The organism is Colwellia sp. MB3u-8 (assembly GCF_014076985.1).
Taxonomy (GTDB): Bacteria; Pseudomonadota; Gammaproteobacteria; order Enterobacterales; family Alteromonadaceae; genus Cognaticolwellia.
Genome location: NZ_JACGVA010000064.1, coordinates 1 through 25,539 on the forward strand (window position 1 = coordinate 1; position 25,539 = coordinate 25,539).

22 protein-coding genes are annotated in these 25,539 nt (G+C 39.5%); 13 read left to right on the forward strand and 9 right to left on the reverse strand.

Annotated features, from left to right (window positions below; all coding sequences use genetic code 11):
• Positions 1–50 precede the first annotated feature (50 nt).
• From trpA to H4J54_RS10440, 6 genes are all read right to left on the reverse strand, one after another.
• Positions 51–878 carry a tryptophan synthase subunit alpha gene (gene trpA, locus H4J54_RS10415; protein WP_182190817.1) on the reverse strand — a complete coding sequence of 276 codons (828 nt, stop codon included), beginning with the start codon at positions 876–878 and terminating at the stop codon, positions 51–53.
• Entirely contained in the window at positions 878–2,125 is a 1,248-nt protein-coding gene (gene trpB / locus H4J54_RS10420) for a tryptophan synthase subunit beta (protein ID WP_182190818.1), read from the reverse strand. The genes trpA and trpB overlap by 1 nt, the downstream gene beginning before the upstream one ends.
• Position 2,126: 1 nt before the next feature.
• A complete protein-coding gene (gene trpCF, locus H4J54_RS10425; RefSeq protein ID WP_182190819.1) occupies positions 2,127–3,515 on the reverse strand; it encodes a bifunctional indole-3-glycerol-phosphate synthase TrpC/phosphoribosylanthranilate isomerase TrpF in 1,389 nt (462 codons plus the stop codon).
• Positions 3,515–4,615 carry an anthranilate phosphoribosyltransferase gene (gene trpD, locus H4J54_RS10430; RefSeq protein ID WP_259367142.1) on the reverse strand — a complete coding sequence of 367 codons (1,101 nt, stop codon included), beginning with the start codon at positions 4,613–4,615 and terminating at the stop codon, positions 3,515–3,517. Before trpD ends, trpCF begins: the two co-directional genes overlap by 1 nt.
• Positions 4,602–5,255, reverse strand: a complete 654-nt coding sequence (locus tag H4J54_RS10435; protein WP_259367155.1) for an aminodeoxychorismate/anthranilate synthase component II — start codon at positions 5,253–5,255, stop codon at positions 4,602–4,604. Before H4J54_RS10435 ends, trpD begins: the two co-directional genes overlap by 14 nt.
• 77 nt (positions 5,256–5,332) lie before the next feature.
• Positions 5,333–7,108, reverse strand: a complete 1,776-nt coding sequence (locus tag H4J54_RS10440; RefSeq protein WP_182190821.1) for an anthranilate synthase component 1 — start codon at positions 7,106–7,108, stop codon at positions 5,333–5,335.
• Between the two features lie 364 nt (positions 7,109–7,472).
• Between H4J54_RS10440 and H4J54_RS10445 the strand changes: the two genes are divergently transcribed.
• From H4J54_RS10445 to H4J54_RS10485, 9 genes are all read left to right on the forward strand, one after another.
• The gene (locus H4J54_RS10445) at positions 7,473–8,363 is read left to right on the forward strand and encodes an RNase RNM (RefSeq protein WP_220464312.1); all 891 of its coding nucleotides are present in this window, start codon (positions 7,473–7,475) and stop codon (positions 8,361–8,363) included.
• Between the two features lie 84 nt (positions 8,364–8,447).
• The gene (locus H4J54_RS10450) at positions 8,448–9,068 is read left to right on the forward strand and encodes an L-threonylcarbamoyladenylate synthase (RefSeq protein ID WP_182190822.1); all 621 of its coding nucleotides are present in this window, start codon (positions 8,448–8,450) and stop codon (positions 9,066–9,068) included.
• A gap of 98 nt (positions 9,069–9,166) precedes the next feature.
• Entirely contained in the window at positions 9,167–10,039 is an 873-nt protein-coding gene (locus tag H4J54_RS10455; protein ID WP_182190823.1) for a ScpA family protein, read from the forward strand.
• An 86-nt stretch (positions 10,040–10,125) separates the two neighbouring features.
• Positions 10,126–10,689 carry an SMC-Scp complex subunit ScpB gene (scpB, locus tag H4J54_RS10460; protein WP_182190824.1) on the forward strand — a complete coding sequence of 188 codons (564 nt, stop codon included), beginning with the start codon at positions 10,126–10,128 and terminating at the stop codon, positions 10,687–10,689.
• A gap of 146 nt (positions 10,690–10,835) precedes the next feature.
• Entirely contained in the window at positions 10,836–11,696 is an 861-nt protein-coding gene (gene rluB, locus H4J54_RS10465) for a 23S rRNA pseudouridine(2605) synthase RluB (RefSeq protein ID WP_182190825.1), read from the forward strand.
• A gap of 440 nt (positions 11,697–12,136) precedes the next feature.
• Complete coding sequence (gene rnd / locus H4J54_RS10470) at positions 12,137–13,288, forward strand: ribonuclease D (protein ID WP_310650172.1); 1,152 nt, start codon at positions 12,137–12,139, stop codon at positions 13,286–13,288.
• A gap of 143 nt (positions 13,289–13,431) precedes the next feature.
• On the forward strand, positions 13,432–13,731 hold the full coding sequence (locus H4J54_RS10475) for a YcgL domain-containing protein (protein ID WP_182190826.1): 300 nt from the start codon (positions 13,432–13,434) through the stop codon (positions 13,729–13,731).
• Entirely contained in the window at positions 13,731–14,798 is a 1,068-nt protein-coding gene (locus H4J54_RS10480; protein ID WP_182190827.1) for a lytic transglycosylase domain-containing protein, read from the forward strand. Before H4J54_RS10475 ends, H4J54_RS10480 begins: the two co-directional genes overlap by 1 nt.
• A 76-nt stretch (positions 14,799–14,874) precedes the next feature.
• On the forward strand, positions 14,875–15,423 hold the full coding sequence (locus tag H4J54_RS10485) for a YcgN family cysteine cluster protein (RefSeq protein WP_310650171.1): 549 nt from the start codon (positions 14,875–14,877) through the stop codon (positions 15,421–15,423).
• Positions 15,424–16,049: 626 nt separating this feature from the next.
• On the opposite strand, the gene arsB is transcribed toward H4J54_RS10485, so the two are convergent.
• Complete coding sequence (gene arsB / locus H4J54_RS10490; protein WP_182190828.1) at positions 16,050–17,066, reverse strand: ACR3 family arsenite efflux transporter; 1,017 nt, start codon at positions 17,064–17,066, stop codon at positions 16,050–16,052.
• Positions 17,067–17,412: 346 nt separating this feature from the next.
• Between arsB and H4J54_RS10495 the strand changes: the two genes are divergently transcribed.
• The 3 genes from H4J54_RS10495 (at position 17,413) to H4J54_RS10505 (ending at position 21,680) form a co-directional block, all read left to right on the forward strand.
• Positions 17,413–17,973, forward strand: coding sequence for a cytochrome b/b6 domain-containing protein (locus tag H4J54_RS10495; RefSeq protein ID WP_182190829.1), 561 nt, complete (start codon positions 17,413–17,415; stop codon positions 17,971–17,973).
• 213 nt (positions 17,974–18,186) lie between these two features.
• Positions 18,187–20,067: a heavy metal translocating P-type ATPase gene (locus tag H4J54_RS10500; RefSeq protein ID WP_220464310.1), complete on the forward strand. Its 1,881-nt coding sequence runs from the start codon at positions 18,187–18,189 to the stop codon at positions 20,065–20,067.
• 722 nt (positions 20,068–20,789) lie between these two features.
• Complete coding sequence (locus H4J54_RS10505) at positions 20,790–21,680, forward strand: alpha/beta hydrolase (protein WP_182190830.1); 891 nt, start codon at positions 20,790–20,792, stop codon at positions 21,678–21,680.
• A gap of 476 nt (positions 21,681–22,156) precedes the next feature.
• Here the strand turns inward: H4J54_RS10505 and H4J54_RS10510 are convergent, their stop codons facing one another.
• Together H4J54_RS10510 and ubiG are read right to left on the reverse strand one after the other, a co-directional pair.
• A complete protein-coding gene (locus tag H4J54_RS10510; RefSeq protein WP_182190831.1) occupies positions 22,157–23,470 on the reverse strand; it encodes a serine hydrolase in 1,314 nt (437 codons plus the stop codon).
• Positions 23,471–24,200: 730 nt separating this feature from the next.
• Positions 24,201–24,998, reverse strand: a complete 798-nt coding sequence (gene ubiG / locus H4J54_RS10515; RefSeq protein WP_182190832.1) for a bifunctional 2-polyprenyl-6-hydroxyphenol methylase/3-demethylubiquinol 3-O-methyltransferase UbiG — start codon at positions 24,996–24,998, stop codon at positions 24,201–24,203.
• A gap of 48 nt (positions 24,999–25,046) precedes the next feature.
• Here ubiG and H4J54_RS10520 point away from each other — a divergent pair, with 48 nt between their 5' ends.
• Positions 25,047–25,409 (forward strand): DUF2237 family protein, encoded by a 363-nt coding sequence (locus tag H4J54_RS10520; RefSeq protein ID WP_182190833.1) that lies wholly within the window; start codon positions 25,047–25,049, stop codon positions 25,407–25,409.
• The last annotated feature ends 130 nt before the right edge of the window (positions 25,410–25,539 follow it).

Here is a 25,539-nt window from a genome sequence, read left to right on the forward strand (position 1 = left end):
AAACTATTTTTTAACTTTTAACTTTTAACTTTTAACTTTTAACTTTTAACTTAAAGCTTAGTAGCCAGTTTCATCGCACTAATAAATTGTGTTAACTCTTTAAGCATATTATCGTTATCATCAAGATTTTTTTCAATGATTTTAACAACGGCAGAGCCACTAATAGCGCCTCTTGCACCTGTTGCTAAGGCGGCTTTTACTTGTTCAGGTTTTGATATACCAAAGCCCATAACCGCTGGTGCAGCTTGGTATTTATCCAAGATATGAATAAGTTTATGACCGGTCATTTCTGCTTCGGTTTCTGTGCCTGTAACACCCACTCGACTCAAAACATAAGTATAACCAGCGCCATATTGTGCAACTTTTTCTAAGGTGGCTTCGCTAGCATTAGGTGGCGCGATAAAAATAGGGGCAACACCATTGGCTATGGCCGCTTGTCTAAAGGGCTCACTTTCACGTATCGGTAAATCGGCAATAAGTACTGAATCAACACCTGCAGTGGCTACATCACGATAAAAATTGTTGATGCCGCGGGCAAAGACTAAGTTGCCATACAGTAACAAGCCAATCGGGATGTCAGGTGCATAGGCACGCACTTTGGCTAAAATATCTAAACAAACATCGGTATTGGTATTGGCTTTTAATGACCGTAGTGCTGCCATTTGAATGACAATACCGTCAGCACTGGGATCCGAAAACGGCATACCCAGTTCTAAAGCATCAGCGCCGGCATCAATCAGTGCTTTAATCACAGCAAAGGATTGCTCAGCATTGGGGTCGCCGATGATCACAAAAGGGATAAACGCCCCTTCATTTTTGGTGGCTAATTTTGCAAAGGTTTGGTCATAACGACTGCCAATTTCAGTTGCTTGCTTCATTATGCTTCTCCTCTGTGCTTTACCGTACTTTTTTCGGCAGTCTCAGGCGATATAATCGCGTTTACATGGGCTAAATCTTTATCACCTCGACCTGATAAGTTAACCAAAATAATGGTTTCTTCGGTCGCTTGCTCTGCTACTTTTAAGGCGTAGGCTAAGGCATGAGAAGGCTCTAATGCGGGAATGATACCTTCACTACGTGCGAGTAATTGAAATGCTTCTAACGCTTCATCGTCGTTTATGGCAACATATTGCGCACGACCAGAATCTTTCAATTGTGCATGTTGTGGACCAACAGCAGGGTAGTCAAGGCCAGCTGATACAGAGTAAGACTCTTCAATTTGGCCAACTTTGTCTTGCATAATATAGGTATAGTTACCATGCAACATACCTTTAGTGCCAGCCACTAAGGTTGCACCATGGAGCGAAGTATCAGTGCCCTTGCCGCCAGCTTCAACGCCAATAAGTTTGACATCTTCATCACCGATGAAGTCATTAAACATACCAATAGCATTTGAGCCACCGCCAACACAGGCAATAACGTAATCGGGTAAACGACCTTCTTCAGCCAGTAATTGTTGTTTGGCTTCTTCACCAATCATTTTTTGAAATTCACGCACAATAGTTGGGAACGGATGAGGACCCGCAGCAGTACCTAATAAGTAGTGCGCGTTTTCATAATTAGCTGACCAGTCGCGTAAGGCTTCATTCACCGCATCTTTAAGTGTGCCGCTACCCGCTGTTACGGGTATAACTTCAGCACCCATTAATTGCATGCGAAATACATTAGGTTGTTGACGCTGACAATCTACAGCACCCATATAAACTCTACATTTCAAGCCTAATAATGAGCAAGCTATGGCGGTAGCAACACCATGTTGGCCAGCGCCTGTTTCAGCAATTATTTCAGTTTTACCCATGCGTTTTGCTAATAGTGCCTGCCCTAAAACTTGATTGGTTTTATGGGCACCACCGTGCAGTAAATCTTCACGTTTTAAGTACATTTTAACTAATGGGTTTTTAACAATATTGCGGCACAAGGTTAGAGGTGTAGGGCGGCCAGCATAACTTGTTAGTAGTTTATTGAACTCTTGTAAAAAAGCCTCATCAGTTTGTGATTCAATAAAAGCTTGTTCAAGCTCTTCTAAAGCGGGTACCAGTAATTCACCGACAAACATACCACCAAACTCACCAAAGTAGGCGGGTAAGGTTTTTTTAACCTGATTTTCAGTTGTTGCTTTTAACATGTTAATAATTCCGTATTTTGGCGAAAACTTGTTGCAGTTTATCGCGACATTTAATGCCTGGGCTTGATTCAACACCTGAGTTGATATCTAAGCCAAATAATTCTTGATTGGTCATTTGCTGACAAGCTTGGGTGATATTATCGAGTGCTAATCCACCGGCTAAAAAGCAAGTTGATAAGTCTTGCTCACTATCAGTTAACGCTTGCCAATTAAAAGTTTGTCCGCTACCAGCACTTTTACCGTCGAGCACAATATGGTCAACATTTTTTGCTAGTGTTGGCACCGTTTGCTCAACAGCTAATGCTTTAAATATTTGACAATTACTGGCCAGTTTTTCCCGCAAGTTATCAATGTATTCTTGGCTTTCTTGGCCATGTAACTGCACAGCACTAAGTTGTAAGTCATGCGCTAATTCAAGCACCTTTTCCTGAGGATGATTAACAAAAACGCCAACATACTTCATACTTGGATTTTGGTTAATAATGGCTTTTGCTTGAGCTTTATCGATAGATCTAGGTGATTTTTCAGCAAAAATAAGGCCACCAAATTCTGCACCCGCATCAATAGCAAAACTCGCATGCTCTGAGCGGGTTAAGCCGCAGACTTTATTGTGACCAAATATCAGTTGTCGACAAGCTAGGTCAATATCGTCTTCAGCCATGACAGAGCTACCGACTAAAAAGCCATCAACGGCAGGCGCAAGTTCTCTTACTTGTGCGTTGTGATAAATGCCTGACTCAGAAATAACGATACGATCATCCGGTAGTGTGGGTGCTAAGTCAAAGGTACGTGAAATATCGGTAGAAAGATCACGTAAATTACGATTATTAATACCAATAAGTTTTGCGTTTAAGGTAATGGCGCGCTGACATTCTTCTTCATCAGACACTTCTGTTAAAATGGCTAAATTTAATGACCGAGCAACCGCTGCTAGTTCATTATATTCTTCATCATTTAGTACGCTTAACATCAATAATATGGCGTCAGCACCATAGTGTCTTGCCAAATAAACTTGGTAGGTGTCGAAGAAAAAATCTTTATTCAGTACTGGACAGCTAACCAAGTCACTCACTGTTTTGAGATAACTAAAGTCGCCTTGAAAATATTTATGTTCGGTCAGTACTGAAATCGCTGCGGCATACTTATCATAAATAACGCCAATTTCCCCAGCATTAAAATCTGCTCTAATTATTCCTTTTGACGGAGAAGCTTTTTTACATTCTAAAATAAAGCCTGCGTACGGTTTCTCTGCTGTGCGTGTTAATGCCTGATACATGTCTTTTTTTGACGGCGCTAAGTCATCAATAAAGCTGGCTAAAGGCAGGTCTTTTTTTAGTTGTGCTATCTCAATACGTCGATTAGCGACGATTTGCTCAAGAATGTTACTCATTATGCTGCTGCTCCGGAATTTGATAGTCGAACTAAGTCTGCTAAGGTTTTTGTTGCGGCGCCAGAGGCCAACACTTGCCCAGCATGTTGCGCCGCTAATAATAAGGTATCTGCTTGGCCATTTAATTGCTCACGATGTAAATAAAGTAGCGCCGCGCAGTTAATTACCACTGCACTATTGTGAGCTTCTTGGCCTTTACCGGCCAATATGGCTTGAATAATATCGGCATTTTCTTGTGGTGTTCCGCCTTTAATATCAGTCAAGCTATAATTTTTTAGACCAAAATCTGCGGGTGAGATTTCTTTTTCAACTAACTCGCCATGATTTATCTCAGTCACCTGTGTTTTTCCGTGTAAGGCTATTTCATCTAAGCCGCTACCGTGCACTACCCATGCGCGCTTAACACCTGTGAGTAATAAGGCTTGAGCTATTGGGTTAATTAGCTCAGGGATATAAACACCGAGTAACATAATATCGGGTTTTGCAGGGTTGACTAATGGGCCTAAAATATTAAACAGTGTTCTAATTGCCATGGCTTTACGAACAGGAGCGGCATGTTTAAAGCCACTATGGTAAGCCGGTGCATATAAAAAGCAGATGTTGGCTTGTGCCAAACATTGACTAGCCACTTCAGGTGACATGGTTAAGTTAACACCTAAGGCTTCTAGTAAATCAGCAGAGCCCGACATACTGGAAATACTTCGATTACCATGCTTGGCCATTTTCAAACCACAAGCGGCCGCTAAAATAGCCGCTGTAGTGGAGATGTTAATAGTATTTGCGCCGTCACCGCCGGTACCTACACAATCAGCAACGCTGTTGGTTTGGCTTGGAAAAGCGGTAGCATTTGCGCGAATAGCGATAGCAGCGCCGGCAATTTCAGCCGGTGTTTCACCTTTTATTTTTAAGGCGGTGAGTATCGCGGCTAATCGTTCAGGGGCAACATGGCCGTTGATCACCTGTTCAAATACATTTTGGCTTTGCTGTTGCGTTAATGAATGACCGTCGACTAAGGTATTAAGTGCACTATGAGTCATGTCATCGTTACTTACTGCCTGAGTATTTTGTAAACTTGTGCTACTAAGTTCAGTGGTTGTCATGAGTATTCCCCTGTGCTTTATAAAGGTTTTTATTCGCTAAAGCTGATAAATGACGTAGGCTTTGTGCTAATAAGTTGGTGCCAAATGTGGTGAGTATCGATTCAGGATGAAACTGAAAGCCAATGGCGGCATCAGTGCTATGTTCAATGGCCATAGGTAAAATAACTTCTTCATTGTTGTGCAGTAAACTCACTTGTGCGGTCATGGTTAATTGTTTAGGCATAACACTAGCAACCAGCGAATGATAACGCGCTACAGGTAAAGGACTAGCAATATTGTTGAAAGCGCCTAATTGGTTGTGGATGATGTTTGATGATTTACCATGCACGACTTCAGGTGCGCGCGTTATCACGCCGCCATAATATTGAATTAATGCCTGATGTCCCAAGCAAATACCCAGTATAGGGAATGTTCCCGCGCAAAGTTTGAGTAACGCCATTAAACAACCGGCATGTGTTGGATCACCTGGCCCAGGTGACAGTACAAGAATAACACCTGCGCTGTTGCTTTGCTGTTTCTCTTGCAGCTTTTTAAAAATAAAGTCAGCACTTAAGGTATTGCGATAAATGGTGTGCTGATAGCCCAAACAACGAAATTCATCTACTAGGTTATAGGTGAACGAGTCAAGATTATCTAGCATGACTATCTCAGGTAGAGAGTCGGGCAGAGACTCTGGTAAAGAGCTAGATAAAGCGTCTGTTACAACGTCAGATGATTTCATGATTTAACCTCCGGCTGTAATGTTTCGCTATTTACTATCGTTTTAGGCCTTTGTTGATGAGAAATTATCAATACTTTACCTTCTGCCTCTTTAATCGCACTGATCACAGCTTGCGCTTTTTGTCGGGTTTCGTTGGTTTCTGATTGCGGATCAGAATCAAAAACTACACCGGCACCGGCTTGAATTTGTGCGCGCTTATTTTTTACAAATGCTGAGCGAATAACAATGCAGGTATCCATATCACCTTCACCCGTTAAATAACCCACGGCTCCGCCATAACTACCACGGCGCTTGCCTTCAACTTCACGTATCAATGAGGTTGCTTTTACTTTTGGTGCGCCTGATAAGGTGCCCATATTCATACAAGCTTGATAAGCATGCAGCGCGTCTAATTCACCTTCTAAGGTACCGCAGACACGAGAAACCAAATGCATGACATGGGAATACCGATCAACCTTTAATAATTCAGCTACGTGACGAGTGCCAGGTTGGCTAACGCGTGCAATGTCATTACGGGCTAAATCAACCAACATAATGTGCTCGGCTAATTCTTTTTTGTCTAATCGTAAGTCTAATTCGATACGGCTATCCAAGTCGGGTGATAAGCTGCCATCAGGATTAAACCCCCGTGGACGGGTACCAGCAATAGGGTAAATTTCTACTTGTCTGTTACTTTGTTGATATTTAAGCGCTGACTCTGGAGAAGCACCAAAAATACAAAATTCACTATCTTGCAAATAAAACATGTAAGGACTTGGATTACTCTGTTTTAAGGCTTTATAAGCATTAAGGTTATTTGAGCAAGTCAGGCTAAAGGTGCGCGAGGGAACTACCTGAAAAATATCACCGGCTAAAATGTTCTCTTTTAAGTCATTCACTATCTGGCAAAAAGCGTCATCGTCGATGTCACATTTTAGTGTATTATCCTGACTTGCACTGACTGTTGAATTAATGTCTGGAGCTTTAAGCTCAAATGTTGCTGTTATATCAGTACATAAACTGGCTTTTATTTGTTTGATTCTAGCTAATGCGGCCGTTTTGGCCGTTTCATAACCTGTGCCGGTAAATTGGTTAGTAATCACTTCACTTGAGCGTTTTTCATGATCAATAATTATCAGCGTTTCTGCTAGGTAATAAACAAAGTCAGGACAGGAATTTTCGCTATCCTCAACTTCGGGCAACGACTCACTTATGGCCATCATATCGAATGCAAAGGCACCACCCAGAAATACGGCGAACGGGTGTTTGTTGATGTTTTTTAGTTGATTAAACAAGCGTAAACTTTGAAATGGGTTAACAGCCAGTAGGCGTGAACGTTCATCGAGTTGTTCAGTTACTTGTGCAAAACTTGCGGTGAAAGCCTGGTTGTCACCGGTAATTGACGCGACTGATGCTAAGGCTTGTTTAGCAAAGCTAAGCGCATTTTCGCCGTTTTTACTTAAGGCAGTAAAGCTGACTATATGACCATTACAAACAATTTTAACCGCGGTATCGGTGAGCAGTAAACTTTTCAATTGATGCTTTTTATCAATTTCCGCTGACTCTAGTAACAGGGTGTTTTCTTTGTCAGCACAAAGCGTGTGAAAGACCGCAAGTGGGTCACTTTGATAACTTAAGGTATCAGTAATAGTAACGACAGCACCAGACTTTTGATGGTCGTGTGCAGTTTGTAACGGTATTTTTCTAGTATTTGTTTCAGTATTTGTTTCAGTATTTGCTTTGGCGTTTTGTTCGGTTGTTTTTTCGGTTTTACTTTCTTGGGTATTGCTCATGGGTATTCCTACAAATAATCTATTTAAAAAAGGTCATCCAGCGTAAATAGGCAGAAGCCACCATAAGAACCAACGTTTAGCTTTAATGCGCAACATAGTTATTCTCTTGTTATGTTAATTAATTCAAAATTTAAAAAACAAAAAACCCGCAATAGGGTGCGGGTTTTCGAAGTTTTTACGTACAAGTAAACATCACAACCCAGTTATCTAGAGTTATGCCACCACCAAATCAAAGAAATAGTTTTTTTTACTTGTATCATTATCTGTTTTATCTCAGTAAAATCGTTGTTATTCACTTGCCTAATTAGCGACTTGCACTTGTTTTAAGCAGTTTTAAGTCCCTATAGAAGAACCGATTCACGTAATGATGTCAACTACTGATTCTACAAATGAGAAAGATTTTTCAAACTTGCGCGTTGATCTGCACAGCCATACTAATTGCTCTGATGGCGCATTAACGCCAAAAGAGCTAATAGAACGGGCAGTTAACTTTCAAATTGACGTATTAGCCATCACAGATCACGATACAGTTAAAGGTCTTGATAGTGCAAAACAAACTATTATAGACAAAAATATTCCATTAACTTTGATTGATGGCATTGAAATATCGACGCAATGGCAGGGTTTTGAAATTCATATTGTTGGTTTACATATTAATACTGAGCACGAGGCATTGCAGGCGTTAATTTCAGCACAACAGCAACGTCGAGAAGCGCGCGCTATTTCGATGGGCGAAAAATTAACCAAGTGCGGTTTTAACGACGTTTACAGTCAAGCTAAAGCATTAGCGGGTGAAGGTTCTATTACCCGAGCACATTTTGCTAAAGTACTTTTGCACCGGGGTATTGTGAGTAAAATGCAGGCAGCCTTTGATAAATATATTGGTAAAGGTCAGCGCGCTTATGTTAATCCAAATTGGTGTAGTATCGAAGAAGCCGTAGCCGTTATTCATGCTGCAGGTGGTGTTGCTGTGATGGCGCATCCGATCCGGTACGACTTAACCGCTAAATGGTTACGGCGCTTAATTGTTGATTTTAAAGCGGCACAAGGTGATGGTTTAGAGGTGGTTTTGCCGCAAATGAACAACGAACAGCGTAAAATAATGTTAAGCTATTGTGCAGAATATGATTTACATGCTTCGATGGGATCTGACTTTCATCAACCAAGTCGCTGGAGTGACTTAGGGCGAAATTTAGTGATGCCTGAGCAAGCCAAACCTATTTGGCAACTTTGGCAAACACAAGCAATGAGTTAATGTTCTATTTTAGTGGTTGGTAGTTAATCACTTAATTTAACGCCACCTTTTCATGATAAACCTGTTATTTAGTTGGAGCTCATTATGAGTCAGTTTTTTTATGTTCACCCTGATAACCCGCAAGGTCGTTTAATGAAACAAGCGGCGGCCATTATTCGCCAAGGTGGCGTTATTGTGTATCCAACCGACTCTGGTTACGCTTTAGGCTGTCATATCGGTGATAAAAAAGCCTTAGAGCGAATTTGTAATATTAGAGATATTAATAAAGATCATAATTTCACCTTAATGTGCAGCGACTTATCAGAATTGTCAGAATATACTCGTGTTGAAAACAGTGTTTTTCGTTTGCTGAAAAATAACACCCCGGGGCCTTATACCTTTATTTTTAAAGGCTCAAAGGAAGTCCCTAAACGGTTATTAAACCCAAAGCGTAAAACTATTGGTATTCGCGTACCTGACAATAATATTGCCCAAGCATTATTAGCTGAATTAGGTGAGCCAATCATGTCGACTACCTTGATCATGCCCGGTGATGCAACCGCAGAATTTGACCCTGAGCATATCCGCGATATTTTAGAACACCAGGTTGACTTGATTATGAATGGTGGGCATTTAGGTGAAAAGCCAACCACTGTGGTTGATTTTTCTAATGATGAAGTTGAAATCATTCGTTTTGGTGAAGGCGATCCAACACCGTTTCAATAAAATGGCTTAGCATAATTAACGATTAACCATGATTTTTTGAACATGAGCCTTTACCCGCTAATCTATGAAACAAAAATCTTTAATGTTGAAAGCTACTGATGTCCGATAGTACAGATAAATTATCTAATAAGATTACGCAAGGTAATAGTCCAGCGTCTGGTGTTATGTTGCAGCAAGTATTACCCTTTGCCTTGTTACGCGGTGAGGCCATCATTGAGAAACCACAAGATTTATTTATTCCCCCTGACGCTTTAGAAGTTATTCTAGAGTTGTTTGAAGGACCGCTCGATCTTTTACTGTATTTAATTCGCAAACAAAAATTTGATATTCTAGATCTACCTATTTTCCCTATTACCACGCAATATATGGCTTATGTCGATTTAATGAAAGATATTAAGTTGGAACTAGCCGCTGAATATTTGCTTATGGCAGCGATTTTAGCCGAAATTAAATCACGCTTATTATTACCCAAACAAGCCGTTACAGAAGACGAGGGTGATCCAAGAGCCGAATTGGTTAGAAAATTACAAGCGTATGAAGTGATCAAAAAAGCGGCTGAAAACCTTGATGAATTACCGCGAGTTGACCGCGATAATTTTGTTGCCAATGTTGAGTTAGCCGAAAACTTTATTCCTGAAATACTGAATAGCCAAGTGGATTTAGCTGAGTTAGTAACGGCCCTGCAAGGTGTCATAAAACGCACCCAAGCTTATGAACATCATCATATTCATAAAGAGTCATTATCGACTAGAGAGCGTATGGCAGATATTTTGGCAAGGCTTACACAGACTAAAAATGAGCAAGCTTATCGAAATTTTAGCGACTTATTTACCGTAAAAGAGGGTAAGCAAGGCGTTGTGGTCACATTTTTAGCCATTCTTGAACTCATCAAAGAGTCGTTGATCGAGTGTGTTCAAACGCAAGTTTATGGTGAAATACGCGTTTGTCTTCCTCGGCATGCTCAGTGCTAGCAAAACCTACAGCAGAACTTATAGCAAAATTTATAACAGAACTTATAAAAGAACTTATAAAAGAATTAAGGGTGAGATGAGCCGCAATGATAACCGATAAAATACGCCACAAAGACATCGATGATGCCAAGCTACAACGCTTGGTTGAAGCTGCATTATTTATTGCCGATAAGCCGTTGTCAGTGCAATTACTTAAACGTGATTTTTTAATTGAATATCGTATTAGTAATCTTCGTATTCGTGATATAATCATTACCATTCAGGCCCACTATAAAGGTCGTGGTGTTGAGCTTAATAAAGTAGCCTCAGGCTATCGTTTTCAAACACCCACAGAGCTTAGTGATGATTTAGCGCATTTATATAAAGAAAGAGCACCGAAATACTCACGTGCTATTTTAGAGACATTAGCGTTAATTGCTTATAAACAACCGATAACCCGTGGTGAAATAGAAGACATTCGCGGTGTTGGTGTTAGTAGTCAAATCATTAAGACATTAACGGAAAGAAATTGGATTAAAACGGTAGGTCATAAGGAAGTGCCAGGTCGACCTGTATTGTATGCAAGTACGCAAGAATTTCTTGATTACTTTTCGCTAACATCACTCGACCAATTGCCAGAGCTCATGCCGATGGCAGATTTTACTAGTTAACATGTGTAACACTTTAGCTATAAGCACCATTAGAAAAACTAAACACCGGGGTTATTTACCCTAAACTTAAAGAGACAGAGACGTAATAGTAGCCGGTTTTATACCCTGTTATCTGTGAAGTTACTGACGTAAGAGAGTTAAGACCTATGTCTGAAAAATTACAAAAAGTATTAGCACGAGCAGGTGCTGGTTCACGTCGTGAAATGGAAACCTACATTAGCGCTGGTCGTGTGAGTGTTGAAGGTAAAACCGCTTATTTAGGCGATCGTGTTGAAGGCAATGAACTTATTCGAGTTGATGGCCATCAAATTAAGCTTAAGGCACTAGAAGAAGACTTTTGCCGGGTACTGATGTACAACAAGCCAGAAGGTGAAATGTGTACCCGCAAAGATCCCGAAGGTCGCCCAACAGTGTTTGACCGTTTACCTAAGTTAGATGGTAGTCGTTGGGTTGCGGTAGGTCGTTTGGATATTAACACCTCAGGCATGTTACTTTTTACCACTGATGGTGAGCTTGCCAATCGTTTAATGCATCCTTCAAAACAGGTTGAACGTGAATATGCTGTCCGTATATTTGGTGACGTTAATGAAGCCATGTTACAAACCTTGCGCCATGGGGTAAAACTAGAAGATGGCACGGCGAAGTTTCAAAAAATTACTTACCGAGGTGGTGAAGGTCGTAACCATTGGTTCCATGTTGTGCTATCTGAAGGACGTAACCGTGAAGTTCGTCGTTTGTGGGAAAGCCAAGATGTACAAGTAAGCCGCTTGATCCGTGTTCGCTACGGTGACATGGAAATGAAGCGTCAGTTACCTTTAGGTGGTTGGACAGAATTAAACTTAAAAGATGTTAACTACTACAGAACACTGGTTGATTTAGTCCCTGAAACACAAAGTAAAGTTAAGGTTGACGAAAAAGCCATGGATAACGCGAAAAGTCGCAGAATTCGTCGTTCAGTTAAAAAACATCAACACCGCAGCCAACAAGCCACTAGACGTAAACGTTAAAAATCGTACTATGTTAGTGCTGAAAGCTAGTGCTGAAAAAAATGACAAGTTCAATTAACTCTCGAACTTGTCATTTTTATTTGTGCTGAGCCATTAAATATCATCTTAGCAATCGTTAGAAAACAATGAGAAAATAGGCTATGGTACGCTTAATACCAAGTTGATTAATTATCTGCTTATTTTTAATGGTTAAAATGACAAGCTACCGCGTTATAAAATTTATATGGTCAATAACTACTGACTAAATTTTAGGCCTCGTATTTATCCATTTTTCCTGATGAGCAAGCTGATCATTTAATGAGTCAAACTTAATGAGTCAAACTTAATGAGTCAAACTTAATGAGTCAAATTGGTATAATGCAACTTCCCATTACCCGCTGTTAACGTTTCAATGTAACAACAAGCGATTTTCTTAGTATTTGGTTTATATAGGATATTACGTGCAAGCAACTCTTGAAAGAATTTATGTCGAAGACTCCGAGCAATTACATCTAGTTTGTCAACGCTATTCCCAAGCAAGTGTACTGGCTATCGATACTGAGTTTGTGCGTACACGAACGCTCTATCCAAAATTAGGACTGATTCAAATCAACGACGGTAAAACCTTAGCCTTAATTGACCCAGTCGCTTTGCCAGACTTATCGCCTTTTTGGCAATTACTTGAAAATCCGAATGTGCAAAAAGTGCTGCATGCTTGCTCCGAAGATCTTGAAGTTTTTCTTACCGCTGGTAACTGTCAGCCTTTAAACTTAATTGACAGCCAAATTATAATGTCATTTTTAGGTCATGGTATATCAATGGGCTATGCCGCTATGATCGCGCATTACACGGGTATAGAAGTGGACAAGTCTGAATCTAGAGCCGATTGGATGAAAAGGCCGCTAACACAAAAGCAACTGAGTTACGCAGCGGCTGATGTTGAGCACTTGTTTGATATTCTGCCTAGATTAATGGCAGATATTGAACAGTCTGGTTGGCTGGCGGCAGTAAAAGAAGAAAGTGATGTCATGGTTGAACGTAAGTTCAAAGCCATTGATGAAAGCCAGTTGTATCTCAATGTTAAAATGGCTTGGCGTTTAAACCCACCGCAACTTTATCGACTGCAGCAATTAACCATTTGGCGCTATCAACAAGCTAAACTAAAAGATCGGCCCATTGGCTTTATTGCCAAAGATCATACTTTATTGGCCTTAGCGCAAATTAACCCCAGTAATGTCGGTGCTATGTCGAGCATTGAAGGTGTTGAATTACTTGATATTCGCCATAAAGGTAATGCTATGCTGACGGTATTAAAACGTGTAGCTGAAGCACAAGATATTAAATTACCTAAGCAAATTACTCGTCTTGACGAATATCCTGGGTATAAACAGAACTTTAAAAAAGTTAAAAATTATATTAACGAATTAAGTACACAAACCAACTTACTGACAGAGAACTTAGCGTCTAAAAAACAAATCAATCAATTTCTTTCTTGGCATTTTAAGCTCAATGATGCAGAGAACAACCCCAACATGGTTGATATTATGCGCGGTTGGCGTAAGCCCTTGTTAGGTGATAAATTGCTAGCATTTGTTGAGAATGACTTTCAATAACTGATGCTTGAATTACGCTGAGTAAACATCATATAACAAGTAAAGACGCTGTCGTCTTGTGATGATAACTTTACTCAAAGCTTGCTAAGATAAAGCCAAGTTAGCAAACTTTCATAACCCATTTTTAATCATAGGTCTCCATTATGCTGTGTAGTGTTTATAAAAGTTCCAAAAAAGTACAAACCTATCTCTTTATTAATAAACGAGATGATTTTTCTGATGTGCCTGAAGCCTTGATGAAAATGTTTGGTAAGCCCGTGATGGTGACTGTGCTTAACCTTGCAACAAAAGTGAAGCTGGGCTTTTCTGACCTTGATAAAGTAAAGGTAAGTTTAGCCAAACAAGGTTATTACTTGCAACTAACACCGCAGGAAGAAGATATGTTAAAAGCGCACAAGGTTAATATGCAAGGTAGTGATGGTAGTCAAGGAGATGAATCATAATGTGCTCTATCAAAGCGATAAAATCAGTAAAAATATTATTACTTTCACTTTGTTTAGCCTTATGTTCACAAACTAGTTTTGCTGCTGACAAAGCACCGACAACGTCAGAAACTAAAGTCAGCTTTGAGCAATATATTGTTAAGCTCAAGCAAGAGGCGCTAGCTAAGGGCTTTGAGCAAGCATTAATAGATGAAGCTTTTGCTAATGTTGTGTTTCACCAACGTGCGGTAAAAGCCGATCGTAATCAGCCTGAAACAGTTGAAACACTTGATACTTATTTACCAAAACGCTTACCCGATTGGAAAATAAAGCGTGCTAGAGCAAAATATAAAGAACACGAAGTGCTGCTAAAAAAAGTAGCGGCAGAATACGGTGTGCAACCGCGTTTTATCGTCGCGCTTTGGGGCCTAGAAACTAACTTTGGCAAAATAATGGGTAACTATAATGTTATTTCTGCGTTATCAACTTTAGCCTATGAAGGACGCCGCGAAGTCTTCTTTAAAAAGCAGCTTTGGGCCGCGTTACAAATATTAAAAGAGGGCCATATTGATAGTGTCAACATGAAAGGCTCTTGGGCCGGTGCTATGGGGCAAAATCAGTTTATACCCACTTCTTTTGTCGGCTATGCCGTTGATGGTGATGGCGATGGCAAAAAAGATATTTGGGCTAACCAAGCTGATGTTTTTGCTTCAATGGCAAATTATTTGAAAAAACAAGGTTGGAGTGATCAACTTACTTGGGGCCGCCAAGTTAAACTACCCAGTGATTTTGATACCTCGTTAGCTATTCCTAAAAATACTGGCGGTCGTAAAAACTGGTTAAAAGCTTGGGCTAACAGTGAAAAAACCTTGGCACAGTGGCAAGCTTTAGGCATTCGACGCAGCGACGGTACTAACTTACCTGTAGTGGATATTAAAGCCGCCTTAGTTTTTCCTGATGACGAAAAAGGCCGTGCTTATTTGGCTTACAACAACTATAAAAGCTTGATGCATTGGAATTTATCTTATTACTTTGTCAGTTCAGTTGGACATTTATCAGATCAGATTAAATATCCACCTATTCAATAAAAAGTATTAAAAAGAAAGTATTAGATAGCACGTATTAAAAAATAATAGAAAGTAATAAACAGCGATAATTAGCCCTATGAGTAAAAAAAGTAACCGTTCGATAATAAAATCAAAAAAAATGCCGGTCGAACGTTTTTGGGAAACCAAATCATTAGATGAAATGAGCAGACCCGAATGGGAGTCATTATGTGACGGTTGTGCTAAGTGCTGTTTACATAAATTTATTGACGATGAAAGCACCACAGACGAAATGGATCTGATGCCGACAACGCATATTACTGAAAGCGAGCAAATGAGTTACTCGAGCATTGCTTGTCATTTACTTAATGATAAAAGTTGTCAATGTTCTAAGTACGAGCAACGTACTGAGCTTGTGCCAGATTGTGTGCAGTTAACCCAAGATAACTTAGATGATGTATTTTTTATGCCAACAAGTTGTACTTATCGTCGCTTAAAAGAGGGCAGAGGTATGCCGTCTTGGCACCCGCTGTTACACAAGGGTAAAAAATCAGCTATGCATCAGGCGGGCATGTCAGTTCGTGGCAAAATTGTTAAAGATAACGAGGTTCAATTAGAAGATTTTGAAGACTACATTGTTCTGTGGCCGCTACACGATATAGATTAAGTCGGATAATACCTGGCTATTTATATTTTGCCCATTAAGTTAATTGCCAGCTTAACGGTTGACGGACTAAAGTTAGACCTACAAAAGATCACAAAAAAATTCAACGCAGCATGATCACCCTTAGGCATTATGTAGGTTGGACTTTAGTCCAACAGGTTAAATGAAATTTGACCTGTTTTTGGTTTAAATGCGAAAAAAATATTACTTGCTGTAGATAGCTGTGATCCCATGATGTTAACCACCCGTTTAACGGTTGACGGACTAAAGTCCGACCTTGTATCACAAAAAAATTCAACGCGCATGATCACACTTAGACATGATCGATGTAGGGTGGACTTTAGTCCATCAGGTTAAATGAAAGTTAAATTTTTTCTCATCCAGTTAATTGCCAACTCAACGGTTGACGGACTAAAGTCCGGCCGACAAAAAAATCGCTGAACACTAGGTACCCGCAGTTGTAGAAGCTAAATAAAGATCGAAAAAAACCTTCATGCAAGCCTTATTTATTAAAAAAGTATCAAAAACATTCCAAATAAAATTGGAACCTGACTTTTTGGTGCAGATTGGCAACATAAATCATCTCAACTTATGAAAGTCAGCTTCAGACTATACAGACAACATAAATTTTATTTAAACCAATGATGTGTTCTATTAATAAATGCAACTAAAGACAACATAATAGGAACCTCAACGAGTACCCCTACAACTGTCGCTAAAGCAGCACCTGAATGTAAGCCAAAAAGTGAAATGGCTACCGCTACAGCCAACTCAAAGAAGTTAGATGTACTTATTAAACTGGCTGGCGCAGCAATGTTATGTGGTAGTTTCATCCATTTTGCTGCCAAGTAAGCAATAATAAATATAGTGTAGGTTTGAATCATTAAGGGGATTGCAATTAAGCCGATGGTTTCTGGCTCCGATATTATGGTATTAGCCTGAAAACCAAACAGCAAAACAACCGTTGCTAATAAACCGATAACAGACCAAGGTTTTAATAGCGATAAAAAATGTTCTAATGCTTGTTCTCCTTTCTCTTTATTCAGCATTTTTCGGGTTATTACACCAAAAATCAAAGGCAGTAATACGTAAAGTATTACAGAAATAAGTAAGGTTTCCCATGGTACCTGGATATCGCTGACACCTAGTAAGAAGGCTGATATAGGAGCAAAAGCAAAGACCATAATCACGTCATTTACCGATACTTGCACTAAAGTGTAGTTAGGATCACCTTTGGTTAACTGTGACCAAACAAAAACCATTGCGGTACAGGGTGCTACACCTAATAAAATCATACCTGCAATATATTCTTGCGCTGATGCAGGGTCAACTAAATCAGCAAATAGAAAATTAAAGAATATCCACCCTAAGGCCGCCATGGTAAAAGGTTTAATCAGCCAATTAATAACGATTGTTAATATCAATCCTTTAGGGTTTTCCCCTACATTTTTTATCGCTGAAAAATCAATTTGAACCATCATAGGGTAGATCATCACCCAAATAAAAACTGCTACTACAATATTAACGTGAGCAATTTCTAGGTTGGCAAAAGTTTGAAAAACGTCAGGTTGCCATAACCCTAAAACAACACCAAACATTATGCTTAAGCCAATCCAAACAGATAAATAGCGTTCAAAAATACCCATTATTGAGTCCTTAAAATAACCTATTTACAAAAGTTAGTTCTAACAAATTTATCTATTATATTCACTGATTTAGATCAGAGAAAAAATCAGAAGTATTCGATAGAGTTGTACTGATCATATTTTATAGCAATAAAACCTGACCTGTTTAAATAGCACAAGATTGCGCTACAGCTGTCAGTAAAGGTATTCACCCATAAATATTGTGGTTTCTTCGTTGACAATATATAGGGTGAATGACCTAAATAAGAACATTTATTATTGTTACCTAAGGCTAATGTTATTCTTTTTTTACACCGAACATATTAGTTAATACAAAACAGACTAATTAAAGATTTGGAGTCATGTTATGAGTGATGAAAAAACTATATATCCAACATATGCAAAGGTTATTCATTTAGGTCTAGCATTTTTTGGGATAGCAGCTTTCCTTACTGGTGAGCTAGCAGAAGATGGTGGCGCTTCCTTAGGCTATTTATTACATAGTTATTTAGGGTTGTCATTAGCTTCTATAGTACTTATACGAATATTGATTGGGTTTACATCATCGCAAATATTATCTTTCAAAGGGTGGTCACCTTTTTCTAAACAGCAATGGAAATTCGCTATAGAAGATTTATATACACTTATAAGCTTAAAAATACCGGAACGAGATAGTCATCAGGGGTTAGCAGGACTTACCCATGCATTTGGTCTCTCGGTTTTCTTATGGATGTCATTTACGGGAACTGCATTATTTATCCTAGGGCCAGGTGTTGAGAGTGATGTTTATGAATTGGTAGAAGAAATTCATGAGGTGGGAGAGTCATTAATTCCACTTTTCTTAGCCTTACACTTAGGTGCGGTATTACTTCATACGGTTTGTGGAAAAGCTATTTGGAAAAGAATGTTTAACTTTAAATCAAATTAGCAGTGTCGTTAACATTTTCCGCTAGCTAATAAAAATCTAAGTTAATTGATTATCGTAACTATTGCCACTTTGCTGACTTAATAGCTGAGGCGAACATGAAATCAGTAAAGCCTGGCCCAAATCAAATCAAATGCATGCAAAAGATGCTTTTGTGCTAGACGGAGAAGTAAGAGTGCAGTTGCCCGATTGAAAGTAAAATGATGGATAACAAATATGATGAAACGAGCATTACTACCCTCAGCCTCTTATTGGCATTGGGCGTTATTGATTTTGAGCCTGCTTGCAGTAGTGCTGCACTTTGCATTCCGCTGGAGCATTCTTCCCCCTGTCGGCGTGGCTAATACTGCGGATATTCCATTACTCATAGTTATTGCCATCGGTGGCATCCCGTTGGTGCTACAAATTATGCTTAAGATTCTGCATCTTGATTTTGGCGCTGATTTGCTTGCCGTTCTGGCGTTGGTGACTGCCGCATGGCTGGATGAATACCTTGCCGCTGTGCTGATTATTATTATGCTTTCAGGTGGTCAGGCGTTGGAGGTTTACGCCATGCGTAAGGCATCCTCAGTGTTACTTGCACTGGCAGAGCGCATGCCCTCCACAGCACACCGAAGACGCGGCGAAAAGGTGGAAGAGATTGCGCTGGCCGATATTGCTATTGGCGACGAAATTGTGATTTTTCCGCATGAAACTGCACCAGTGGATGGCGTAGTCATTGATGGAAACGGCTCGATGGATGAATCATATCTCACGGGTGAACCCTATCAAGTATCTAAGGCACCGGGTACGTCTGTATTGTCTGGTGCCATTAATGGTGAAGCGGTGATCGTAATTCGTGCTGAAAAACTGGCGAATGATTCCCGCTATGCCCAAATTATGTTAGTTATGCAGGAGGCAGAGCAGAAACGTCCGAGCATGCGCCGTATTGGTGATCAGATCGGCGCTGTATTTGCGCCACTTGCTTTATTATTTGCCTTGGCTGCATGGTATTTGACCGGAGATTCAACGCGTTTTTTGGCAGTGTTGGTGGTTGCAACGCCATGCCCGTTGCTAATTGCCATTCCCATCACATTGATTAGCGCGATCTCTATGGCGGCACGGCAAGCAATCATTATCAAAGACCCTACTGTGCTGGAACTTCTACCAACCTGCCGTACAGCCATTTTTGATAAAACTGGCACGCTAACCTACGGCAAGCCAGAGTTGACAGAAATTATTTCAGTAGATGGTATTACACGGGATAAAATTCTGCAACAGACTGCTAGTCTAGAGCGTTACTCCAAACATCCACTCGCTAATGCGATTATTCAGGCGGCAGAAAAAGACAGTCTGGCATTGATGGAAGCTGTCAGCGTTTTTGAAAAACCAGGGCAAGGGCTTGTCGGCACCGTCGACAGCCATGAAATTTGTGTAACCCATCGTAAAAAACTCCTGAAAGACTCACCAGACATTGCCAACACACTTCCCCCAACTGCGGCAGGGCTGGAATGTATTATTATGATGGACGGCCACTATGTTGCCACCTTCCGCTTCCGTGACACACCACGTGCGGATGGCAAATCATTCATTAACCATCTTGGGCCTTCACACCAATTCAACAAGGTCATGCTGGTATCGGGTGATCGCGAATCAGAAGTGACCTATCTAGCCGATTTACTGGGTATCGAAGAAACTCTGGCATCGCAGAACCCTGAGCAAAAAGTTGCCATTGTGCGGAGGGAAACTGCTAAAGCGCCCACATTATTCATGGGCGACGGTATCAATGATGCTCCCGCACTAGCATCCGCCACTGTGGGTATTGCGTTTGGTCAACATAGTTCCGTGACTGCTGAAGCAGCTGGTGCAGTCATCATGGAAAACACCTTGGAGAAGGTCGATGAACTACTTCATATATCCTCAGCCATGCGCAGAATTGTGCTGCAAAGTGCGATTGGTGGCATGACATTAAGTGTCATTGCGATGGGTTTTGCCGCAGCGGGTTACATCACACCTGTTGCCGGTGCTTTATTGCAGGAAGTGATTGATATTCTTGCCATCGTCAATGCATTACGCTTGGGTTTAGGCTCTAAAATAGAAACAGATTTGAACACATAACATAGGCCATTTATGTCGGATTCGGGGTCGGATTAACATGAAAATATCATCAAGTGTTTTAAGTTATTTGTGAGTGACCGCTAACTCAGTAAACTTGTTATAGAAGTCGTCGTCTCTGATCGTCTATTGATCGCTCTTAGCTGTCCGTAGCAAGTCATCTTGAAACGCTAACTTTTGCCACAAACCCGACCTAATTCTTAGGTTAAAATCATCCGATTTTATGGTCGCTTTGATACGAATATAGTCATCATTAAATTTAAGACTAAGAACATTTTTAAAAAATTGATTTCAATTATATAACTCAAGATTTATTACTAAGAAGTCTTTGTAATAAATAGAAAACACGAAACTAATCCGTTAAACAATTGATATTACGCATCATAATATCAATTGTTATAGTGCGTGAGTAAATCTGGCCTTAAGTATCGACTAGGTAAGTGATATGCCGAAACGTGAAGGGGTCAGTCTACAACTCCCAAAGGGAGGATAAGATAAGAGTAACAATTTTCAGTCAAGCTATTGTTTTATATTAAAAGATTCACGATATTGCCATGCCTAATGTTAAAGCTTAACTGTATAAATTATGATAGGATAAAATATACTAAAGATATAAGTCATTAAATTTACTATTTATCAAGGGCTTGAACGTTAATTCTGGCTAAATTTAGCCAGCCAATTTAACTTAATAAATAACTTTAAAAAAATAAATTAAGGAAAGCAACTTGAAAGAATGTTTAAAACCTATAGTCACCACAATATTATTACTCATTTTTAGTACTACCGTATTTGGTCAAAAATTGGAGCCAAAAGAAAGAATACTAAAACCAGACCATATAATAACCTCTAAGTTAATGGCAAAAGACTATCAATTGTACATCTCTTTTCCTGAAGGTTATTCGACAAAAAATACAATTTCTTACCCTGTGTTATATGTATTGGATGGCAGATATGCCTTTAATTTAATCTTAGGAACAAAAAGCATATTAGATACTATAGGATCTTTCGAAGAAGTCATCATTGTAGGCATTGGATCTGGATTGGACCTACAAAGTTGGGCAAAAAACAGACTCTACGATTATACTCCAACAATTAACAATCCTAGAGAAAGAGCCTTAGAAAAAAATATGGGGTTGGCAGAAGGAGAATTAAAATCTGGTGGCGCTGATAAGTTTATACTTAGTCTTAAAACCGAAATCATCCCCTTTGTTGACAAACATTATAAAACCAATGCCGATAGAGGTATTACAGGACACTCGCAGGGAGGATTATTTGCTGCCTATTGTTTGATAAATTCTGATGGGTATTTTACCCGATTTGGTATAAACAGTCCCGCCCTTTATTGGGACAATGAAAAAGTACTGAACCAAGCAGTTTCTCAATTTTCTCTCAATGAATCTTTCGATATACCAGCAACTAAAGTTTTTATTTCGGTTGGTGGAAATGATGGAAAATATTATGTTTCCCAAATGAAAAAGCTACAAACATCTCTTGCAAATGCTGATTATGAAAACATTGATTTAAGTTGGCAAATATTTGATGGTGAATCACATGGTTCGGTAGTTCCTGCGATGTTAAGCAGAACGATTACGACGCTGTATGGTAAAAATAATTGAATTGTAACTTCAGCCCATCAATTTAATTCAATAAATAACTTAAAAAAAAATCACTTAAGGAAGATAACTTGAAAGAGTTTCTAAAAGCCAATATTAGCTACAATTCTATTGCTAATCTTTAGTACTGTCGCATTTGGTCAAAAATTAGAGCCAAAAGGAAGAATAACGGAACAAGACCATGCGATTTATTCGAAGATATGGACACATAAAGCTTTTTAACTCATTTTTTGTGTGGCAGATTACTATAATTAAATATGTGTAAGCGTTCGGGTTGTGGTTTACAAATAATGTAGGAACTTCTTAAATAAAGATGGAAAGTATTAAATAAAATTGGGAAGTGAATATGTGTACTTTGACAGCGATCATTTGATTGCTGTGTGAGAGTAATAAAGAATCATACTAGAATCGACTCCTCTGAGCTGTGCGTCCATTAGTTGAACTCACCGCTCAAAGATGACATTGGTAAACTGATAAAATTACTCTGCATTACTTGATTTCGCTAAACTTTTTTTTTTCGTTTCTTCTATTGCCTGATAGACGAGACTTTGAAATTCATTTTCTAGACCATAGACCAAAAACGGGTCTAGCTGAGTCCAGACCATCGCAATTAATTCGGCTTCTGGATCAATCCAGAAAAAGGTATTTGCCACTCCTGCCCATCGAAAAATTCCGTTATGATCAGCATCTGAAGTTATTTCTTGATCAATTAATGTGGCAAAACCTAACCCAAAGCCATAGGCTGGTGGGATCCAACCTGGAATAGTAATTGGCCCATGTGATTCTGGCAATTGGTTCGAACGCATCATATCGACAGTTTCGGGCTGAAGTAGTCGTACGCCTTCAAGTTGACCACCTTGCAGCAGCATTTGAGCGAAACGAATATAATCAGAAGCAGTAGAAACAAGGCCGCCTCCACCACTAACTCTGGCAGGTTTGCTCTTATATTTACTATCTTTAAATGAATCCTTTAGCTGTAAATTATCATCAAGGATTTGATAGCGACTTACGAATCGCTCGATTTTATTCTTAGGAACCCAAAATGCTGTATCGTCCATCCCCAATGGTTTAAAAACCTCTTCTGCTAAAAAATCTTCAAATGGCTTACCCGATACGACTTGCACAACAAAGCCCAGTACGTCCGTTGATACACTATAGTTCCACTTTTCTCCAGGATGGGAAAGCAATGGGAGCTTCGCGACGTTATTGACGAAATTATTGAGGTTTTTCGCACTAAAGATATCAGCTGCAAGATAGATTTTATCCACCTTAGAATCACCAAAGTATCCGTATGTTAACCCACTAGTGTGACTTAAAAGATGTCTAATCGTTATCGCTCTTTTGGCGGCTCTTCGTGTTCCATCTTCAGCTAATACTTCAAGGTTTTCAAAAGCTGGAATAAATTTTGATACGGAATCGTCCAGTGATATTTTACCTTTTTCAACAAGCATCATAATTGCTGTACTTGTTATCGGTTTCGTCATGGAATAAATACGGAAGATGTCATCACGCTCAAGTGGATCTTCGGATTCAATATCTCGCATACCTAGCGCATTCCAGTAAACGATATTGCCTTTATGCGAAATCATCGTCATTACTCCGGGTAACCGCCCTTCATCAACGTGATTTTGCATAGTTTTAGTGATCCTATCTGCCCCTTCTATCGATATAATTGAATTATCAGTTGATGATATCGGCAGCGAACGACCTTTAAAACTCTGCGATCCACTTAAAACTTTCACAGAAATCGTAATACAAATAAACACTACTAATGTTGTTATTAATTTTTTCATTTGATGTACTCTTTTTAAGCCTATGTGTAGCGGTCAATGTTACTTGACCACTATATAATGGGACCTTATAAACTACATTACCTTGTATGGTAGAAAAATTCAGCAGCCGAAAATAGCTCATTTTTATCGATCAAACCCGCTTTGGGTGTTCACCAGTTCTTTCACTTTACATACGCGAAGGTCCAGAGGTCGCTCTAAGCAGACATTAATCTTTTCAAATCGTTACGTCAACAATACGCACTTTGAAGTCATGCCAAAGCCATTATATGTATGACCGTTTTGGTAGCTTAGTTGTCTGTCAGCCTAGATGACTCAATGACAAAACCTTCCATCAAAAAAAATATGTTTCAATCTATGGGGAACGTTGGCTATCCGGAGGCCGTTAACTCCATATGGTTATTCAGCCGTGTCCACTCAAGATCAAAGTTAACTTAAATTTTTTGAAAGATATTTTCATACCTAAACGTAATAATTCCAGTTTCCGACCTAATTTAACGGTTTTCAACTTTATTTAGAACGCATAGCTGTAAAAGCCGCTTTGGCTAACATACTCATTTGCTCGCTAAAGCTTTAAGCAGCTCACTTTATAACCGAATAAGGGTGTTGTTCAACAGAGCCAAATAAGTAGCCCCTGTTTGCCATGAAAAAAGTCACCTAGCGCAAGATAACGACAAAGCTTGTGAAGCTATCGGTCAACTCTAATTTGCATAAAAAGTGCTAACTCGTCGTGCTAATCAGTAGATAGACGTCGGTATACTTGCACATAATTAACCGCTAGGCTGGACGTTGTACACCAGGTTTTAGTGAATAAGTTATATGCCATGCCAATGCCTGTTACTAGCTGTAATCGCCCGTTTGCAGCCATGTTATTTAATTCAATAGGTTTAACAAAGGCATGCCAGCTGTGGGTGCCAATGGGTAAATATCGCATAATATATTCAGCACCTACAATGGCGACCAAATAAGATTTAATCGTGCGATTGAGCGTTGCCATGATGACACAGCCATTTACTTTACATAATTGACTACATTGCTTCAGTAAGTCTTGCTGGTTGGGTATATGTTCGATGACTTCAGCATTAATCACCACATCGTAGCGATTTTCATCGTTTGTACTGGTGTGTTGAGCATGCTCGTGACGATACTCAATATCAAGTTGAGATGTTAAAGCATGACGTTTTGCGACTTCAACACTCATTTCGCTAACATCGATGCCCACCACGGTAGCGCCTGCTTTTGCCAAAGGCTCACAAACTAAACCACCACCACAGCCCACATCTAAAATATGTAAGCCTTGCAGAGGATTTAGCTTGTTGGGATCGCGATGATAAAATTTACAAATTTGCGCTATAAAATAAGCTACTCGCACCCGATTAAATTCAAGTGCGGTTTTGTATTGGCCGTTTGGATCCCACCAACTTTCAGCTAACTTATCAAATTTGGCGATTTCTTTAGGACTATAATTACCGGTAGAAGTGCGTTCAGTGCTATCATTTTGGACGGGATTAAGCTTACTTTTGTCTAGCATGGTAATTTTATCCTTTTTATCTAATGTTAATTAACACAAGGCATATTCATGGAAAATCAATTCAATGTATTAGGCACGCGTTTAGAGTTATGTTGTAGTAATACGGGTTTCACCCGAAAAGGGTTCTGTTATGTACCCGAAAATGATTTTGGTAACCATAGTGTCTGTGCGGTTATGACCGACGAATTCCTACAATTTTCAAAGGCACAAGGTAATGATTTAATCACGCCTAATCATATGTATAACTTTGCCGGCTTAAAAGCGGGTGACAAATGGTGTTTGTGCGCTGTTCGCTGGTATCAAGCGATTACAGACAAGGTTGCACCACCGATTATACTTGCGTCAACTAACCAAAAAGCGCTAAAAGTCGTCTCATTAGAGGTTTTAAAAGCTCATGAATATGCTGAGTAATCCTCTACACTCTTGCTAATATAAGTGTTTGGTACTTAGTATTTTAGTTATTTTCAGACCTAAACAAGGAAGTTTTTACCTATTTAAAATCCTATTTTAAGCCCTGTTTCTTAACTGGTAAATCCGCAAT

Bases quoted from the DNA above. Each gene is read 5' to 3' on its own strand.
- ubiG (WP_182190832.1), bottom strand. From the start codon at position 24,998: ATGCTAGACAAAAGTAAGCTTAATCCCGTCCAAAATGATAGCACTGAA.
- rluB (WP_182190825.1), top strand. From the start codon at position 10,836: ATGTCTGAAAAATTACAAAAAGTATTAGCACGAGCAGGTGCTGGTTCA.
- H4J54_RS10445 (WP_220464312.1), top strand. From the start codon at position 7,473: ATGATGTCAACTACTGATTCTACAAATGAGAAAGATTTTTCAAACTTG.
- H4J54_RS10520 (WP_182190833.1), top strand. From the start codon at position 25,047: ATGGAAAATCAATTCAATGTATTAGGCACGCGTTTAGAGTTATGTTGT.
- H4J54_RS10500 (WP_220464310.1), top strand. From the start codon at position 18,187: ATGATGAAACGAGCATTACTACCCTCAGCCTCTTATTGGCATTGGGCG.
- arsB (WP_182190828.1), bottom strand. From the start codon at position 17,066: ATGGGTATTTTTGAACGCTATTTATCTGTTTGGATTGGCTTAAGCATA.
- trpB (WP_182190818.1), bottom strand. From the start codon at position 2,125: ATGTTAAAAGCAACAACTGAAAATCAGGTTAAAAAAACCTTACCCGCC.
- H4J54_RS10480 (WP_182190827.1), top strand. From the start codon at position 13,731: ATGTGCTCTATCAAAGCGATAAAATCAGTAAAAATATTATTACTTTCA.
- trpD (WP_259367142.1), bottom strand. From the start codon at position 4,615: ATGACAACCACTGAACTTAGTAGCACAAGTTTACAAAATACTCAGGCA.
- H4J54_RS10435 (WP_259367155.1), bottom strand. From the start codon at position 5,255: ATGCTAGATAATCTTGACTCGTTCACCTATAACCTAGTAGATGAATTT.
- H4J54_RS10475 (WP_182190826.1), top strand. From the start codon at position 13,432: ATGCTGTGTAGTGTTTATAAAAGTTCCAAAAAAGTACAAACCTATCTC.
- trpCF (WP_182190819.1), bottom strand. From the start codon at position 3,515: ATGAGTAACATTCTTGAGCAAATCGTCGCTAATCGACGTATTGAGATA.
- H4J54_RS10440 (WP_182190821.1), bottom strand. From the start codon at position 7,108: ATGAGCAATACCCAAGAAAGTAAAACCGAAAAAACAACCGAACAAAAC.
- trpA (WP_182190817.1), bottom strand. From the start codon at position 878: ATGAAGCAAGCAACTGAAATTGGCAGTCGTTATGACCAAACCTTTGCA.
- H4J54_RS10510 (WP_182190831.1), bottom strand. From the start codon at position 23,470: ATGAAAAAATTAATAACAACATTAGTAGTGTTTATTTGTATTACGATT.
- scpB (WP_182190824.1), top strand. From the start codon at position 10,126: ATGATAACCGATAAAATACGCCACAAAGACATCGATGATGCCAAGCTA.
- H4J54_RS10450 (WP_182190822.1), top strand. From the start codon at position 8,448: ATGAGTCAGTTTTTTTATGTTCACCCTGATAACCCGCAAGGTCGTTTA.
- H4J54_RS10455 (WP_182190823.1), top strand. From the start codon at position 9,167: ATGTCCGATAGTACAGATAAATTATCTAATAAGATTACGCAAGGTAAT.
- H4J54_RS10485 (WP_310650171.1), top strand. From the start codon at position 14,875: ATGAGTAAAAAAAGTAACCGTTCGATAATAAAATCAAAAAAAATGCCG.
- H4J54_RS10495 (WP_182190829.1), top strand. From the start codon at position 17,413: ATGAGTGATGAAAAAACTATATATCCAACATATGCAAAGGTTATTCAT.